Origin of the sequence: Paenalicyclobacillus macrosporangiidus (assembly GCF_900116805.1) — a bacterium.
Classification (GTDB): domain Bacteria; phylum Bacillota; class Bacilli; order Alicyclobacillales; family Alicyclobacillaceae; genus Alicyclobacillus_H; species Alicyclobacillus_H macrosporangiidus.
In genome coordinates, this window is record NZ_FPBV01000026.1 from 15,309 (window position 1) to 30,545 (window position 15,237).

Sequence of the window (15,237 nt, forward strand, 5' to 3'; positions counted from 1 at the left end):
CTTGTCCAGAACTATGTCAGTCGCGCAATCTGCGCACATCCGCATCCATCCATGACAAGGAGGCATTGTCATGACTTACATCGGAGCCCTGTCGGGGGGTTATTCGGGTGGCGGAAGCTCCGCCAACGGAATAAACCAGATGACGTATACGCCCGGGTCGGGACTCTCAGGCCTGGCATCCGGCATCGACACCGACAGCATAGTCAACGCCATGGTCCAGGCGGCTCAGGTGCCGTTGGTGCAACTTCTGCAGCAGCGGCAGATCCTGCAATGGCAAGAGATGCGCTACCAGCAGGTCAACGCCTCCCTGTCCGACCTGAATAATACCGTCCTTACTATGAAACTGCAGTCGACCTTCATGGCGCACCAGGTCAGTTCCTCCAACAGCGCGGTGGTGACCGGGACGGCATCCACCCTCGCGCCCAACGGCACGTACAGTATCACCGTGCAACAGCTTGCCCAAGGCGCTACCGTGTACTCGTCGAGCCGCCTGTCCACAGATCCGAACTGGGCGACCAACACCACACTCTCCAATCTGGGCTATCCCGACGGAGTGACACTCACCATCAACGGGCAATCCATCACCCTCGGCGGATCGACAACTGTGGCGAGCGTCTTGGCCGCCATCACCTCGAACACGAAGACTGGAGTGGCTGCCTTCTACGACTCCGCATCCGGCAAGGTGGTTATGCAGACCACCAGCACGGGCGCAGGGGCCAAGATCCAGGTGGACGACGCCACCCAGTCATTCCTGTCCACGCTCGGCATCCAAACCGCAGCAGAGGTGACGTCGACCGCCGACCTGTCAGGGGGTCTCGCATCCTCCGCCGTGATCATCATCAACGGTGTACGTATCCCGCTCAATGGTACACCGTCCTCACCGTTGCCGCTCAGTGCACCGGTAGGATCGGACTCCATCGAGGCAGAGATCAACAAGTACAGCGCGCAAACGGGCGTCACGGCCACCGACGACGGGATGGGTCACCTCGTGCTGCAGCCGTCTTACATCGACGGAGACGGGAAGCAATGGGATCTCCTGTCTCCCATCAGCGTCACCACCGAAGACCCGAGCAATGTCCTCGGGCTGGCCGACCCGTACGCCGACACCCCGACGGCCAGTCAGGTGGCGCGGGACGCGGTCTTCACCATCAACGGCTACACGACGACCAGCAGCACCAACCAGGCCAACTACAACGGCCTGACGCTCAATCTGTTGTCGACGACGAGCAGTCCGGTGACGGTGAGCGTCTCCACCGACGTGGACGCCATCGTTAACACCATCACCAACTTCGTTCAGCAATACAACCAGACCTTGCAACTGATGCAGGGGTTATATAATGAACAACGCAACTACGACTACGCGCCGCTGACGCAGCAGCAGGCGTCACAGATGACGCAGGACCAGATTGAGAAGTGGTATCAGAAGGCACAGAGCGGGGTGCTCGCCAACGACTCGCTGTTGGGCAGCATCATGTCGACGATGCAGAGTGACATGAGTATGCGGGTGAGCGGCCAGGCCGCCTCCACCGTAAACGGGCAGAATGTCACGCTCAACTCGCTCGCTGCTATCGGCATCACGCCTATTGATCCCATGACCGGCGTCTCCGCCGGGGCCATCGCCCCGGGCGTCACGACCACCGGATGGAACTCGTACGGGCTGCTGCAGATTGACACGGATAAACTCCGGGCCGCCCTCCAGGCGGATCCACAGGCGGTGATGCGCCTGTTCACCAACGACCCGACCATAGGTGGAAACTCGTCGATGGGCACCGGCATTGCGGTGCAATTGTCGAATGACCTGTACGATAAGATTCAGCAACTCACGGATGAAGCGGGATCGAACCCAGACATCAACAGCCAGATCATCACCAAGTTCTCAAACGGGACGTCTGTGGGCGGGGCAGGACTGCTACCGTACACGCCAATTGACCCGAATGCCGATCTCTCAACCTTGTTCGGTACGGACCCGCTGAATATCAGTTTCTTAGGCCAACAGATCCAAGATATGGACACCCGCGCCGACGATATGCAGCAGCAGATCTCCGACTTGCGTCAACGCTACCTGAATGAGTTCAGCCAGATGGAGCAGGCGATCGCGCAGTTGAGCAGCCAGAGCGGGTTCTTGGCGGGTCTGCTGTCCTCATCCCAAGGAGGTTGATGACACGTGAATCCGGCTTACGCCGCCTACCGTCACACGTCCATCCAAACCGCGTCTCCGGACAGGCTGCTGATCATGCTCTACGATGGCCTCATCAGCGCGCTCGAGCGTGCAAAGGCTGCCATCGAACGAGGGGATGCGGCGGAAGCGCACGGGCAACTCGTGAAGGCGCAGGACATCATCCGCGAGGGCCTGCTGGCGCCGCTCGACATGCGGTACGAGGTTTCCCATTCGCTCGCTCAGCTGTATGAGTATTACCACCGCCGCCTCGTGGAGGCCAATCTGCGCAAGGACGTGGAACCCGTCAACGAGGTGTTGACGCACGTGCGAGGCTGGCGTGAAACCTGGCTGCAGGCGGCGGCGAAGGCTCGCGAAGAGCAAGCGATGTCGGCGGCCAATTCGAGTACTGGCTCCAGCCCGGGTACACAGGTGCAGGACCGTGGATGACGAAGAGATTCTGGCGACCCTTCGCGCCTGCTCCCAGCTGCTGGACCACGTGCTGGCCCTCGGCGACACCTTGCTCCAACACCCGACGTTTTGCGACCCCTACGCCGATGCTTGGCCCGCGTGGTGGACGCTGTGGAAACAGCGGAATGACGCCTTTGACCGGCTTCAAACCGCTCTCCGGGACAGCGAAATGTGGTTCACGGGATCCGCGCCGGGTTGCACAGCCCTGGATGCCAGCGGTCATCCTCTGCAATCGGGTACATCTGCGCGACAATCGGCGTCACAAGCGTTGTCCGCTGATGAAGCGTCATCCGGAGTCAGCGCGGCCCTGCACGAGGTCGCCACAGAAATAGAAGCGAAGGCGCAGCGGGTACTGGCCCAAAACAAGGCGCTGGAAGACAGCCTGTGCCAACGCATGGGAGTGGTACAAAAAGCGCTCCGGCACCTGCGCCACGCCCAGGCGTTTGAGCATACCTACAAGGCGTCGCAGAGCCGCCCGCGGCCTGCCATGCCGCTGATTGACCGGCGCGGCTGAACGAATACCTGCGCAGAGAGGAGTTTGAACCCACGGTGAGCATCGAAGGTGTACATCCCGTCGCCCCCCCGCACGCGGCGCAGCCCAGCGGCGCTCGAATCCCCGCAACCCCCGATGTCGTAACCGCCATCTCCCCAAAGGGGCATGGTGCTCAGGCCAGCGGAGAAACTTCCGGGAACATGTTGGATGCGGATAAACGCGCGAAGGCACTGGAAGACATCAACCGCCGTTTGGCCGAGTCCTCGTTGCGCGTGGAGTTCGACACCACCGCCCCGCCCAACCAACTGTGGTTGAACGTCATTGATCAGGACACCGGCGAAGTCATCCAGAAGATCCCGCCGGAAGGGACGCGGCGGCTGTTGGAGGATCCTGGTGCAAAGGGCATCGTGATCGACAAACCCCGGTGAACCCGTGCCGCTGAAACCTCCTCGCCTCCACCGCGGTGGTGCAGTCTCTTACTCGCCGGCGCCTTCCACCTCCAGCAACGACGTGCAGTGCGGGCAGCGGATGGCCGCCAACGGGATGTCGCTGCAACAGTAGGGACACGGTTTTGTCGTCGGCGCCGCCTCCTTCGGCCGGCGCAGGCGGTTCACCTGCTTGACCACCACGAACAGGACGGCCGTCACGATGAGAAAGTTGATGAGGTTATTGAGAAAGACACCGTAATTGATGGTGGGGACGCCCGCCGCCTGGGCCGCCTGCAAGCTCGGGTAGCGAGTGCGGGACAGGTTGATGTACAGGTCGCTGAAGTGAATGCCCTTCACCAGCAGCCCGATGGGCGGCATGAGGATGTCCTTGACGAGCGAGTTGACGATGCCCGTGAAGGCGCTGCCGAGGATGAGGCCGATGGCAAGATCGAGGACGTTCCCGCGGGCGATGAATTGACGAAGCTGGGGCGTCCACCTCGAACAACGGACCCGCGCCCGAGCGCCCTCCCCCTACGCCCGCTCGCGCAATTCGCGCCGCAACACCTTGCCACTCGGGGTGCGCGGGAAGTCGTCGACGAACAGGTAGCGGCGCGGGCGCTTGTAATCCGCCAGGTGCTGCCGGCACAGCGCCTCCAGCTCCGGCTGCACCGCCTTGGCGTCCGAACCTGAGTCGAGCCGGACGAACGCCACCGGCACCTCGCCCTTGAGCGGATCGGACGCGCCGACCACGTACGCCTCCTCCACGGCCGGGTGCTGGTAGAGGACGGACTCCACCTCCTTCGGATAGATATTGTAGCCGCCGTAGATGATGACGTCCTTCAGGCGATCCACCATGTACAGATACCCATCCGCATCCTGGCGGAACACGTCTCCGGTGTGCAGCCAGCCGTCCGGTTCGATGGCGGCCGCGGTCTCTTCCGGCTGCTTCCAATAGCCTTTCATCACATTGAACCCGCGTACCAACAGTTCTCCCGTCTCGCCGACGGGGACGTCGTGGCCGGCGCGATCGACAATTCGCACCTCAGTGCCCGGGATGGGTACCCCGCACGACCCCAGGCGGCGCTTGTCCGGGTGCGGCGGCTGCAGGCTCGCCAGCGGCGACAGCTCCGTCTGCCCGTAGCCTTCGACGATGATGATGCCGGTCTTCCCCTCGAACTCGCGCACCGTCTCCACCGGCACCGGTGCCCCGCCAACCAGCCCCACGCGCAGCGATGAGACGTCGAACTCACGGCGATCCAAGGCCTCGTTGAGGACCATGAAGATGCTCGGCACCCCACAGATGAACGTGATTCGGTGCCGGGCGATCTCCCCCAGCACCGCCCTCGGAGCGAACCGGCCTGAGCGCAGGTACAGCGTCCCGCCGCTGAGCAGCGCGTGCAGGATCTCGACGCAGATGGAGAAGCAGTGGGTCATCGGCAGGAGATTCAGGATGCGCTCCTCAGGCGTCGATCCGAGAAAGTCACAGATGGCCTGCCCGGTCCGCAGCACGCCTTGGTGGCTAAGCATCGCCCCCTTCGGGCGCCCGGTCGTGCCGGACGTGTACAGGATCATCGCCGTCGTCTCCGGGTCGGCCCCTGGTGGCAGGTCATCGTCCAATTCGTTCCGCTCGATCACGGTGCGGATGGCATTAGTGAGGCCTGCGCCTTCGGGCGACTCATGCGGGCAGCCTCCGGCCGGCCCGGCACCCGCCTCCGCGTCACGGAGGATCTCCGCCTCGGCTCCCGCCTCCACGACCACCTCCGTATCGTCGACCGCCGGGATCCAGTACGCCATCCGCGGCAATCCCCCGCGCTGCCGGAGCGCCCGCAGCACCACCGGGTCCGCGACGACCACCTTTGCTTCAGCGTGATCGATCACATACCGCATTTCCTCCGGCGCCAGGCCGGGATTGACGGGCACGACCACCGCGCCCAGGTACGTGACTGCGCCGTAGAGGACCACCATCTCCGGCGAATTGGATACCGCTGCAACCACGTGATCACCCTGCTGTACGCCCAGCCGGTGCAGGAAAGTCGCGACCACCCCGGCCGCCCGGTGGAACCCCGCGAACGACAGGGATCGCGGCGCATCCTGGCCGATGTCCCACACCAGATAGGGCTTGTCCCCGAACCGATTGGCCTGTGCGGCCATCACATCCGCAAACGTGTAGCGCATGATGTTCCCTCCCCGACTTTCACGGCTCCTGCAAGGAGTGGATGAGTTCATTATACGATTTTGTGAAAGATTGGAGCTGGAGGGGCGGCTGGGCTTTCGGGGGCCGATGGCCGGGGAGGCGCATTGGGCGGTGCCGAGGGCGTGAAGGCACGCCGATTTCCGGTGGTCACTAAGCCTCAACGGTTCGCTGGGATGCCCCATAAGCGCTGTTTTCTGACCATCACTCGTTCTCCAACATCGCTTCAATGCTTGGGTTCAGGCGACGGGGCAATGCCTTCCAACAACGACTATCTCGTCTCTTCCGTAATTCGAATCAACCCATCGCGAAAAGCGCAGAAACTGGTCGACCGGTTCTTCCAAGGATCCATATACCGCGCCACCATCGCTGCGGTTTCCGTTTTTCGCAATCCCTCCGGGTACCCCGATTGACGTAGCAGCCGGTCCAGATGCTCCCATGTTCCTCCCGGAATCCGATCCGGATTGCGGTAGCGTGCCTGTGTGTGAAGCGAAGCGGATAGTTTCGGGTAGACTTTGCGCAAAGCTCCCAGATCGCCAAAAAACCAGGCTTCCAATTCTTCGACCACAATGCGACAGAGCACCTTATCATCAATTCCAGCTCTCTTCGCCATGTCCATAATTTCATTCTTCAGCGCACGGCAGTCTTGACGATCCTCGTCCACCAATACCACGATGCGCGCATCCCAGTCGGACATCATCTTTGCGTAACCACGCAAGCGGCTCTCCAATTTCTTCATGAGTTCATACTTGCTTCCAAAGTCACGGATCGCAAACGTGTGGTCAGGACCGACGATTTTGGGTATGAGTTGTTCGAGGGCGAACTTGGCAGACAGTTCTTCGACCAAAAATTCCAGATGCATCAAAATGGGCCTCCCCCGAAGTATCCCTCGTACCACAGGTCCCCGAGCTTCGCACCCTCACTCATGAACTGTGCGACTCCGCTTTTCTTGTCCGCCCGCTCCACCACGGCGTAACCGTTGGAGTTGCGCTCCATGATCCAAAGCTCCTTGGGATGCAGGGCGTCAATGAAGAAGGGAGAGTGGCTGGAGACAAAAACCTGCGTTCCTCCCCCCGAAGCTCCCATGGCATGCGCACGAAACTCCTCCGCAAGGATGGTCAGCAGTTTGGGATGCAGGCCGTTCTCCGGCTCCTCGATACACAGCAACGGCGGTGGACTGGGATCGTTCAGCAGAATCAGGTAGGCGAACATTTTGATGGTCCCGTCGGACACATGCCGCGCGAGAAACGGCTCCTGAAAGGGCGCATCTTTGAAGCGCAACACCAAGCGTCCATCCACGGTTCGTTCGGACCATATCGATTCCAGACCGGGAATCCGGCGTGAAATACGCTCCAAGATGTTTTGCAACAGGTTGGGATGCTCTTCATCGAGAAACTGAACGACGTTGGGCAAATTGTCACCCGTTCTCGACAGATGCTCGGCAATTCCGCTCTGCGGGATGGTGCGCGCCTGATCAGGAATGAAATACGAGAGGTACCATCCCTCAATGAATCGTCTCAAACTGGCCACACGCGGGTGATCGGCCAATTGGCCCAGTCCCTTGATGGCCAGAATGTCCGGGCTGTCAATCCGCACGGGACGCCGTTCGTCCTTCTCCTCGGGCATCTCGCCGGAGATCACCATGCCCTCTCCATTCTTGACATCCAAGAAGCGATAAGGTTTTCCATACTGCCTCCCGCGTCTCCACTCCAAATACTCCTCCGCCACATAGGGCTTCCCGTCTCGCTCGTCGATGGCCAAATAATACGTGATTGGATTTGACTTTCGGCGCTTATCAAACGTGGACTCACGATACTTCAGCTTGAATGAAATGGGTCCTGTCGAGCCTCTCGATCGCACCTCATGAAAGCGACCACGGGACTCCAACGCCTTGCGAACATTCGTCTGCAAACAGTCAGCCAAGAAACCGAACACATCGAACAACGTCGACTTCCCGCTGCCGTTGGGACCGAGGAACACATTGATGGGCTGCAAATCGGACAAAACCACGTGCTGCAATGTTCTGTAATTGTGGATTTCAATGGCTTCAATAAACGGCAAGGGTATCACCCATCCTTTCAGGCCATCGGGGTCCCTCAGATGGATTTTTGTGAAAATCAATCCGTAAACTTCTTAAGAATTCATTTTAGCAAATGACATTTGTGTCTGAAAGACGTATCATTCATGGGCCGCACAGGAGTGCTCTCCAGCCACTCCACGGTCATGGTGGTGTTCCATAAAAAGCCATCTCAACGGACCTCTATCTCGGATGAAGCAGGTTCCCAAATCCATCGGGCGGATTCCTTTTTTTACATACGCGGTTGCTCCGCACCCCAGCCGAACGCACCGCCACCGCCAACGAAGGGTCCCCGCCAGGTCCCCAAAACGATGACATGTACTGGAAGGGGCGCGGATGGATGGAGCGGGTCCGGGACACGGAGTGGGTGGCTTCAGGCGCACATGGGGCCCCAGGTAAACCACAACAGGCCCGCCTGTGCGGCGGCGGGCGGAAACATCAACTCATGAAACAGTGCTGGGGGCGTCCATTGCGCCTTCATGAAGCCTTCATGAAGCCGGATGCCATGATGAAGCGGCTCGCCGAACAGGGGGTCGGATCGGCACCCATTCATATCCCCCAACCCGTAAACCCCCAACCGAAAATCGAGAAATCGGACAAAAACCCAGGGTCCGGGCGGGATACGAGTGCGATCCGGGCCCTTTTAGGCCGGGTTTCCTGACAAAGTCGCGTGGGTCAACCTCGCCGAGGCGTGAGATAGCACGACAATGCTGGTTATCGGACGGTCTCGATGCCAAAGGAAGGCCGAAATCCACGAAGTTAAGCCGCATTTTTGGACACGGCCATCACACGGCCCCCCGACCCCCCCCCGACCTCCCCCCGACCTCCCCCCCGCCTGCCCACCGCCTCCACCGGCCACACCGTCCGCCGATGTTCGAAACGTGTTTGTGCCAGCGGATGTTGTGGTATAATGTGCATAGAATAACAAACGGAAGAGGGTACTACCCTCTTCCGCGGTTGGTTGAGTGAGGACCCCGTTTGGTGTGGTGGCCGCTGGGGTCCTTTCTCGTTGCCCAAACCAGGGTTGCGACCGCGCGAACCACGGCTGCAATCCCCAGCAGGATGAGATACGCACTCAACCCGTTCCACCTCCTTTCACTAGGAAGTGGACGCGGAGAAGGCTCCCCCTCTCCCACGAATCATTCTATCATGTCCCATGTTAGGGGAACTGCCAAGGCATAGACTTTGTTCCAAAACAGCAAAATTTCACTCTCCACGAAAGGCGGCAACACCGTATGCAAGTTCAAGTCGGCCACGGATCGATCACGCTCGTCCAAGGCGACATCACCCATCAGGATGTGGATGCCATCGTCAACGCGGCCAACAAGACGCTGCTCGGGGGCGGCGGGGTGGACGGAGCCATTCACCAGGCGGCGGGACCAGAGCTGCTCGCCGAATGCAAGCGCATCCGCAAAGAGGTGCTGGGCGGCGCCTACGTGGAGACGGCCCAACCCGTGATGACGAACGGCTACCGGCTCAAGGCCCGGCACGTCATTCATGTGGTGGGGCCCATCTGCGGGATCGATCCGCACCCGGATCGTCTCCTCGCGGCGGCCTACCGGAACTGCCTGCAGTTGGCGGCGGAAGCGGGGTTGAAATCCGTCGCCTTTCCGTCCATCAGCACGGGTGCGTTCGGATGCGATGTGCGCTGGGCATCGCGGATTGCGCTTGGGACCATCGTGGATTTCCTTCGCGGCGTAGATGCGACTGGGGCCGACGACAAAGAGGCGGTGGAGCGGTCCGAGCCGGCAGAAAAGAGCGGGCTAAGAGCACGGGACGCCACTGCGAGCCACCATGGACCTGGCGGGATCGCGGAGGTCCGGATGGTACTGTTCACGCGCGCCGACTACGACGTGTACGTCGAGGCACTGGAGGCGGTGTTGGCGGAGGGCTGAGCAACGCGGCATGCGGAGCCGCTTACACGGCTGAGCCTCTCGGACGGCGGAGCCGCGTGGCAGGCCGAGCTCCCTGGAGAACTGAACCCCGTGCAGAGCCAGGCCCCGTGAGCCAGGCCCCTGTCACGTCTCGAAGACGTCGCGCATGTCCACCGACACGCCGTCCAATGCGCCGACCGGTACCACGTCCGCCGCACCGTAGACTGCCGGCGCTGCCATCGGGCCGCCGGCCGGGCCCTCGAACCGGTAAACCTCCACTGTTTGGAGCATCGGATCGACCAGCCAGTACTCACGCACACCCTTCTCCCGGTACAGGTCGCGCTTGACCGACTTATCCTTGACCGCCGTTGACGGGCTGAGAATTTCAATCACCAGATCCGGCGCCCCCACGCACCCCTTGTGCTGAATCTTCGCCGGATCGCAGATGACCGCGATGTCGGGCTCCACGTAGTCCCCGCTCGCCTCGTCCAGCCAGACGCCGAACGGGGCCACATATGCCCGGCACGTCTTTCCCTTCAGAAACGCATAGAGATGTGCATAGATTGCGCCGACGATCCGCTGGTGCGGCTCGGCGGGCGGCGGGGACATGTCGTACACCTTGCCGCCAATGACCTCGTACCGCTCCGGCAGCGCCTCGCGTACCTGATCTGCGTCCATACGTCCACCCCCATCCAATCCAAGTCTCCGCAAGCTCGCCAGCTCTTGACCAGCTCTTGAGAGGATGCGCCGCAGACCGACACTCCCGCTACCGGCACCCCGCGACTGGCACCCCGCAGACCGGTACGCTACTTGGGGATGCGGATCGAAGGCTCGCGACGCGGGGCCTGTCACCTTGCCACCAGTTTACGGAATCCCTTCCGCCCGTTCCAGACCTGTCTGCAGCGAACGGGGCGTCTGCCATCGGCCATCTGTCCCTGTCAACAAATACCTGTCCACGCATGTCATGATACAAATCAGAGAGGAGGGTGACACTCATGAAACCGTGTCCGCCGATTGTGCGTCCACCGGTGTACGTTTATCATGACTGCTATGTTTGCCGCGAAGTGCCGGTGGTTCAACCGGTGATCCATGTGCGGCGCAACGTCATCGTCAACGTGCCCAGGTACTACACGCAACCTTCCCAGCAGCAGATCACCATCGATCCCGGTTGCCCCGGCTGCCACCCCCCGCATCACCCCTGACCGAGGCTTGACACGCGTCAAGTCCCGCGTCTCGTGAGGCACCCGGGCCCGGCGAACGCAGACCAGCGCGAGGGGACCGTTCCCAACCGACGCCCCTCGCGCGCACGGGCAGCCACGACGAGATCACCTCCGCGGCCGCAGTCCCACCTTGCGCAGGTGGTACTGCAGGTTCTGCCGCGTCGTCCCCAACTCCCGCGCCGCCGCCGAGATATTGCCCCCGTGGCGGGCGAGCACGTCCGCGAGGACCGCCCGTTCATATCCAGCCAGTCGATCCCGCAGGCGCCCGCTGGCATCCTTGGCCGCATCCTGCACGGCAGCCTGAGCCTGTAACTGCGCCGCATCCTGCGCGGCTCCCTGAGCCTGTGCCTGTACCGCGGAGCCGCCGCTTCCCTCCGGCGCGTCTGCCTCCGCCTCGAACCGCCGGCGCAAATACAGGGGCAGGTGGTGCATCTGCAGCCATTCCTCCCCCTGGACCAGGTTCATCGCCCCTTCAACGGTGTGCTCCAGCTCGCGCACGTTGCCCGGCCAATGGTAGCGCAAGAATGCCCGCATCAGGTGGGGCGCCACCCCTTGCACGTGAAGCCCGAACAGGCGGTTGTACTTGCCGATGAACGTGCGCACCAACACCGGCACGTCCTCCATCCGCTCGCGCAGGGGCGGCAGCACCAGCGTCACCACGCTCAGCCGATAGAACAGGTCCCGCCGCAGCCGCCCCGCTGACAGGGCGGCGAGCGGATCGTCGTTCATCGTCGCCACAATCCGCACGTCCACCCGCCGTTCCTTCGTGTCGCCGAGGCGCCGCACCGTGCGCTCCTGCAGGACGCGCAGGAGCTTCGCCTGCAGCGCCGGGCGCATGGCGTTCAGTTCGTCGAGCAGCAGGGTCCCGCCGTGGGCCTGTTCAAACAGGCCGGGCCGATCGATCGCGCCGGTGAACGCGCCCTTCGCGGTCCCGAACAGGATCCCCTCCATCAACGCTTCCGGCAGCGCCGCGCAGTTCTGTGCCACGAATGGCCCCGCCGCCCGCGGGCTGGCCTGGTGGATGCTCTGGGCCAGGAGCTCCTTGCCGGTCCCGGTCTCCCCGACGATGAGGATGGAAGAATCGGTGCGAGCGGCCCGCCGTGCCTGTTCCACCACCTCGTCCATGGCCGCGCTGGCGCGCACGATGGCGTCGAAGGTGTACCGGGCCCCGGTTCCCGCCACCAGGTGCTCCTGCAGCCGCTCCACCCGAGTCACGTCGCGGGCAATTTCCACGGCGCCGACAATGTGATCGCCCAAACGAAGCGGATACGTGTGGTTGATGGTGGTGATGCGCGTCCCGTGGCTGTTGAAGTAGGTCTGGCGCACGTTCCGGGTGACGCGCCCCTCCCGAACCGCCTCGAGGAGCGTGCTCCCGCCCGCCTCCTGGAACCGGAACACTTCCTGGATGGGCCGCCCCAGCACGTCCTCCGGACGCATCTGCTCCATTACCGCCATCTTTGCGTTGTAAAACACCGTCCGCCCCTGTGCGTCGACCACGTGCACCCCTTCTTCCAGGTGATCCAACACCTGCTCCGCCAGGGTTCGCCATGCTTGACGGTCTTCCATCGTCCACCCTCCGTTTTCGGGTCCTCCTTTGAGGATACGCCCGACTGACGCCCGGTGCAAATACTATTTGCGCATATATACTGTTTTGCGCAAAACCGTTTTTCACAACAGACGCCCACGCCCGCCAACGTTGAGTCCCCCGCGTTCGCATCCACCGGGCGCGTTCGAGTCGGCCCGCCGCGCGGATGCCCCTCGCCTCGCGCGCGTCCCCCGTCCGCCCGGGCAAATCCCGTCCCCAGCGCATCCGATGGCCAATGAACGGAGGAATGAGGATGAAGGTGATCTTCCTGTCCATCGCCACCACCGGCAGCGCCGAGGTGGTGGTCACCGCCGGCAGCAGCATGGACCCCGACATCGTGATCGCGGACCTCCTCGGCCGCACCGTCGCATACGCCCTGGAAACCATCCTGGCGCGCGGATACCGCCTGTGTTTCGTCAGCGACCACACCCTCGTATTGGTGACGGACGACCGTCCGTGGCAGGCCCGCCGGCGAGCCCGCTGACCCGGCCGGGGACTGCCGCTTCGTCCGTTTCCTCCGCTTCGTCCGCTTCGCCCTTGGCACATTTCTTGCTGATCCCGTGTGTCCGCGCGCCGCCCTTTGGAATACTATGGGCGGTGGGCTTCATGCAGAGGAGGAATTGGACATGCGGACGCCATCCCCCGCGTTGCGGTTGGAAGAACAGTACGGCGCCAAGAACTATCACCCGCTGCCCGTGGTGCTGGTGCGCGGCGAAGGCGTGTGGGTGTGGGACGACCAGGGCAACCGTTACCTGGACATGCTCAGCGCCTACTCGGCGCTGAACCAGGGCCACCGGCACCCCAAAATCATCCGGGCGCTCAAGGACCAGGCGGATCGCATCACCCTCACCTCGCGCGCCTTCTGCAACGACCAGCTCGGCCGATTTTACGAGAAACTCGCCCAGTTGACCGGCAAGGACATGATCCTGCCGATGAACACCGGCGCCGAGGCGGTGGAAACGGCCATCAAGGCGGTGCGCCGGTGGGCGTATGACGTCAAGGGCGTTCCCGACGGGCAGGCGGAGATCATCGTCTGCCAGGGCAATTTCCACGGCCGCACGACCACCGTCGTCTCCTTCTCGTCGGACCCCGAGTATCAACGCGGCTTCGGTCCGCTCACGCCCGGGTTCAAGGTCATCCCGTACGGCGACATCACAGCCCTCCGCCAAGCCATCACGCCGAACACCGCCGCGTTCCTCGTCGAACCCATCCAGGGCGAGGCCGGCATCGTCATCCCGCCGGACGGCTACCTGCAGCAGGCGTACGACCTGTGCCGCGACCACCGGGTGCTGTTTGTGGCCGACGAGATTCAGACGGGCCTCGGCCGCACCGGCAGGATGTTCGCCTGCGACTGGGAAGGGGTGAAGCCGGACGTGTACATCCTCGGCAAAGCCCTCGGCGGCGGGGTGTTCCCGGTGTCCGCCGTCGCCGCCAGCCAGGAGGTGCTCGGTGTGTTCGAGCCCGGATCGCACGGGTCCACCTTTGGCGGCAACCCGCTCGCATGCGCCGTCGCCATCGCCGCCCTGGAGGTCATCGAAGAGGAGGATCTCCCCGGCCGATCCCGCCGGCTCGGTGAATCCTTCCTGCAGCGACTGCGGACCCTGCACAGCCCCGTCATCCGGGAGATCCGCGGGCGGGGGCTGTTCATCGGGATCGAACTGCACACGAAGGCGAGGCCATACTGCGAGCGGCTGATGAAAGAAGGCCTGCTGTGCAAGGAGACGCATGAACACACCATCCGCTTCGCGCCTCCGCTCGTCATCGACGAGGAGACGCTGGACTGGGCGTTCGAGCGGATACAACGGGTGCTGAATGAGGCGAGCGAGGGAGGGATCCGAGGATGAAACCGATCCGCATCATCGGGGTGCCGTCCGACTACGGCCAGGGCCGGCGCGGCGTCGACATGGGGCCGAGTGCCATCCGCTACGCCGGTCTGCGCGAGAAGTTGCGTGACATGGGCCTCGACGTGACGGACCTCGGCGACGTCCCCGTCCCGACGCCGGAGACGCGCCACATCGACAACGAGAAGCTGAAGTACCTCGACGAGGTGATCGCCGTCTGCACCGCCCTGTGCGAACGGGTGCGGGACGTGGTCGCCGCGGGCCAGATCCCGTTGGTGTTGGGGGGCGATCACAGTGTCGCCATCGGCAGCCTGGCCGGCGTCGCGGCGGCCGGCAAGCGGTTCGGCGTCATCTGGTTCGACGCCCACGGCGACATGAACACGGACGAGACCACCCCGTCCGGCAACATCCACGGCATGCCTTTGGCGGCGAGCCTCGGCCTCGGCCACCCGTCGCTGACGGAGCTCGGCGGCCCCGCGCCGAAGGTGAAGGCGCAACACGTGGTGCTCGTCGGCGCTCGCTCCGTTGATGCCGACGAGGCCCGCCTCATCCGCCAGTCCGGCATCACCGTGTTCACGATGGCGGAGATTGATCGCCTCGGAATGGGCACGGTCATGGAACAGGCCATCCGCATCGCGGGAGACGGCACGGACGGGATTCACCTCAGCCTGGACCTGGACGCGCTCGATCCGATGTTCGCCCCCGGCGTCGGCACCCCGGTCAACGGAGGAGTCACCTACCGGGAGGGCCACCTGGCGATGGAGCTGCTGGCCGACTCCGGGCGCCTCCTGTCCGTCGACGTGGTGGAGGTCAACCCCATCCTCGACCACCGCAATCAGACGGGACGCATGGCCGTGGAGTTGGTGGAGTCGCTACTCGGCAAGCGCGTGATGTGACCTATC

The 15,237-nt window shown here is 63.0% G+C and carries 14 protein-coding genes and 1 pseudogene; 9 read left to right on the forward strand and 6 right to left on the reverse strand.

Annotated elements, in window-relative coordinates; genetic code table 11:
• The first annotated feature begins 70 nt into the window (after positions 1-70).
• Genes fliD through BM357_RS20535 form a run of 4 tightly spaced genes read left to right on the forward strand, consistent with a single transcriptional unit; the run spans position 71 to position 3,547 of the window.
• Positions 71-2,158: a flagellar filament capping protein FliD gene (gene fliD, locus BM357_RS16235; RefSeq protein ID WP_074955932.1), complete on the forward strand. Its 2,088-nt coding sequence runs from the start codon at positions 71-73 to the stop codon at positions 2,156-2,158.
• A 6-nt stretch (positions 2,159-2,164) separates the two neighbouring features.
• Positions 2,165-2,605, forward strand: a complete 441-nt coding sequence (gene fliS, locus BM357_RS16240) for a flagellar export chaperone FliS (protein ID WP_074955935.1) — start codon at positions 2,165-2,167, stop codon at positions 2,603-2,605.
• A complete protein-coding gene (locus BM357_RS16245) occupies positions 2,598-3,140 on the forward strand; it encodes a hypothetical protein (protein ID WP_074955938.1) in 543 nt (180 codons plus the stop codon). Before fliS ends, BM357_RS16245 begins: the two co-directional genes overlap by 8 nt.
• Positions 3,141-3,175: 35 nt before the next feature.
• Positions 3,176-3,547 (forward strand): flagellar protein FlaG, encoded by a 372-nt coding sequence (locus BM357_RS20535; protein ID WP_281245614.1) that lies wholly within the window; start codon positions 3,176-3,178, stop codon positions 3,545-3,547.
• A 48-nt stretch (positions 3,548-3,595) separates the two neighbouring features.
• On the opposite strand, the pseudogene mscL reads toward BM357_RS20535, so the two are convergent.
• The 4 genes and pseudogenes from mscL to BM357_RS16270 form a co-directional block, all read right to left on the reverse strand.
• Positions 3,596-4,021 (reverse strand): annotated as a pseudogene (gene mscL / locus BM357_RS16255) (large conductance mechanosensitive channel protein MscL); the annotation flags it as partial.
• A 57-nt stretch (positions 4,022-4,078) separates the two neighbouring features.
• Positions 4,079-5,722: a class I adenylate-forming enzyme family protein gene (locus BM357_RS16260; protein WP_245784050.1), complete on the reverse strand. Its 1,644-nt coding sequence runs from the start codon at positions 5,720-5,722 to the stop codon at positions 4,079-4,081.
• 287 nt (positions 5,723-6,009) lie between these two features.
• Entirely contained in the window at positions 6,010-6,600 is a 591-nt protein-coding gene (locus BM357_RS16265; protein ID WP_074955945.1) for a DUF4276 family protein, read from the reverse strand.
• Positions 6,600-7,799 (reverse strand): AAA family ATPase, encoded by a 1,200-nt coding sequence (locus BM357_RS16270; protein ID WP_217647709.1) that lies wholly within the window; start codon positions 7,797-7,799, stop codon positions 6,600-6,602. The genes BM357_RS16265 and BM357_RS16270 overlap by 1 nt, the downstream gene beginning before the upstream one ends.
• A gap of 1,251 nt (positions 7,800-9,050) precedes the next feature.
• On the opposite strand from BM357_RS16270, the gene BM357_RS16280 reads away from it, so the two are divergent.
• The gene (locus BM357_RS16280) at positions 9,051-9,710 is read left to right on the forward strand and encodes a macro domain-containing protein (RefSeq protein WP_074955951.1); all 660 of its coding nucleotides are present in this window, start codon (positions 9,051-9,053) and stop codon (positions 9,708-9,710) included.
• Positions 9,711-9,833: 123 nt separating this feature from the next.
• Here BM357_RS16280 and BM357_RS16285 read toward each other — a convergent pair whose 3' ends face one another.
• Positions 9,834-10,367: a Uma2 family endonuclease gene (locus BM357_RS16285; protein ID WP_074955954.1), complete on the reverse strand. Its 534-nt coding sequence runs from the start codon at positions 10,365-10,367 to the stop codon at positions 9,834-9,836.
• A 317-nt stretch (positions 10,368-10,684) separates the two neighbouring features.
• Between BM357_RS16285 and BM357_RS16290 the strand changes: the two genes are divergently transcribed.
• Positions 10,685-10,891, forward strand: a complete 207-nt coding sequence (locus BM357_RS16290; protein WP_074955956.1) for a hypothetical protein — start codon at positions 10,685-10,687, stop codon at positions 10,889-10,891.
• A 123-nt stretch (positions 10,892-11,014) separates the two neighbouring features.
• Here BM357_RS16290 and BM357_RS16295 read toward each other — a convergent pair whose 3' ends face one another.
• On the reverse strand, positions 11,015-12,475 hold the full coding sequence (locus tag BM357_RS16295; protein ID WP_074955958.1) for a sigma-54 interaction domain-containing protein: 1,461 nt from the start codon (positions 12,473-12,475) through the stop codon (positions 11,015-11,017).
• 272 nt (positions 12,476-12,747) lie between these two features.
• Here BM357_RS16295 and BM357_RS16300 point away from each other — a divergent pair, with 272 nt between their 5' ends.
• The 3 genes from BM357_RS16300 to rocF all read left to right on the forward strand — a co-directional run bounded on the left by BM357_RS16300 (position 12,748) and on the right by rocF (position 15,231).
• Complete coding sequence (locus BM357_RS16300) at positions 12,748-12,978, forward strand: hypothetical protein (protein WP_245784051.1); 231 nt, start codon at positions 12,748-12,750, stop codon at positions 12,976-12,978.
• A 142-nt stretch (positions 12,979-13,120) separates the two neighbouring features.
• Positions 13,121-14,338 carry an ornithine--oxo-acid transaminase gene (locus BM357_RS16305; protein WP_074955964.1) on the forward strand — a complete coding sequence of 406 codons (1,218 nt, stop codon included), beginning with the start codon at positions 13,121-13,123 and terminating at the stop codon, positions 14,336-14,338.
• Positions 14,335-15,231 carry an arginase gene (rocF, locus tag BM357_RS16310; RefSeq protein ID WP_074955967.1) on the forward strand — a complete coding sequence of 299 codons (897 nt, stop codon included), beginning with the start codon at positions 14,335-14,337 and terminating at the stop codon, positions 15,229-15,231. Before BM357_RS16305 ends, rocF begins: the two co-directional genes overlap by 4 nt.
• Positions 15,232-15,237: the final 6 nt, after the last annotated feature.

What these genes read in the sequence shown, in the direction of transcription:
- fliD (WP_074955932.1), top strand. Translation starts at nt 71, where the DNA reads ATGACTTACATCGGAGCCCTGTCGGGGGGTTATTCGGGTGGCGGAAGC.
- BM357_RS16260 (WP_245784050.1), bottom strand. Translation starts at nt 5,722, where the DNA reads ATGCGCTACACGTTTGCGGATGTGATGGCCGCACAGGCCAATCGGTTC.
- BM357_RS16265 (WP_074955945.1), bottom strand. Translation starts at nt 6,600, where the DNA reads ATGCATCTGGAATTTTTGGTCGAAGAACTGTCTGCCAAGTTCGCCCTC.
- BM357_RS16280 (WP_074955951.1), top strand. Translation starts at nt 9,051, where the DNA reads ATGCAAGTTCAAGTCGGCCACGGATCGATCACGCTCGTCCAAGGCGAC.
- BM357_RS16285 (WP_074955954.1), bottom strand. Translation starts at nt 10,367, where the DNA reads ATGGACGCAGATCAGGTACGCGAGGCGCTGCCGGAGCGGTACGAGGTC.
- BM357_RS16290 (WP_074955956.1), top strand. Translation starts at nt 10,685, where the DNA reads ATGAAACCGTGTCCGCCGATTGTGCGTCCACCGGTGTACGTTTATCAT.
- BM357_RS16295 (WP_074955958.1), bottom strand. Translation starts at nt 12,475, where the DNA reads ATGGAAGACCGTCAAGCATGGCGAACCCTGGCGGAGCAGGTGTTGGAT.
- BM357_RS16300 (WP_245784051.1), top strand. Translation starts at nt 12,748, where the DNA reads ATGAAGGTGATCTTCCTGTCCATCGCCACCACCGGCAGCGCCGAGGTG.
- BM357_RS16305 (WP_074955964.1), top strand. Translation starts at nt 13,121, where the DNA reads ATGCGGACGCCATCCCCCGCGTTGCGGTTGGAAGAACAGTACGGCGCC.
- rocF (WP_074955967.1), top strand. Translation starts at nt 14,335, where the DNA reads ATGAAACCGATCCGCATCATCGGGGTGCCGTCCGACTACGGCCAGGGC.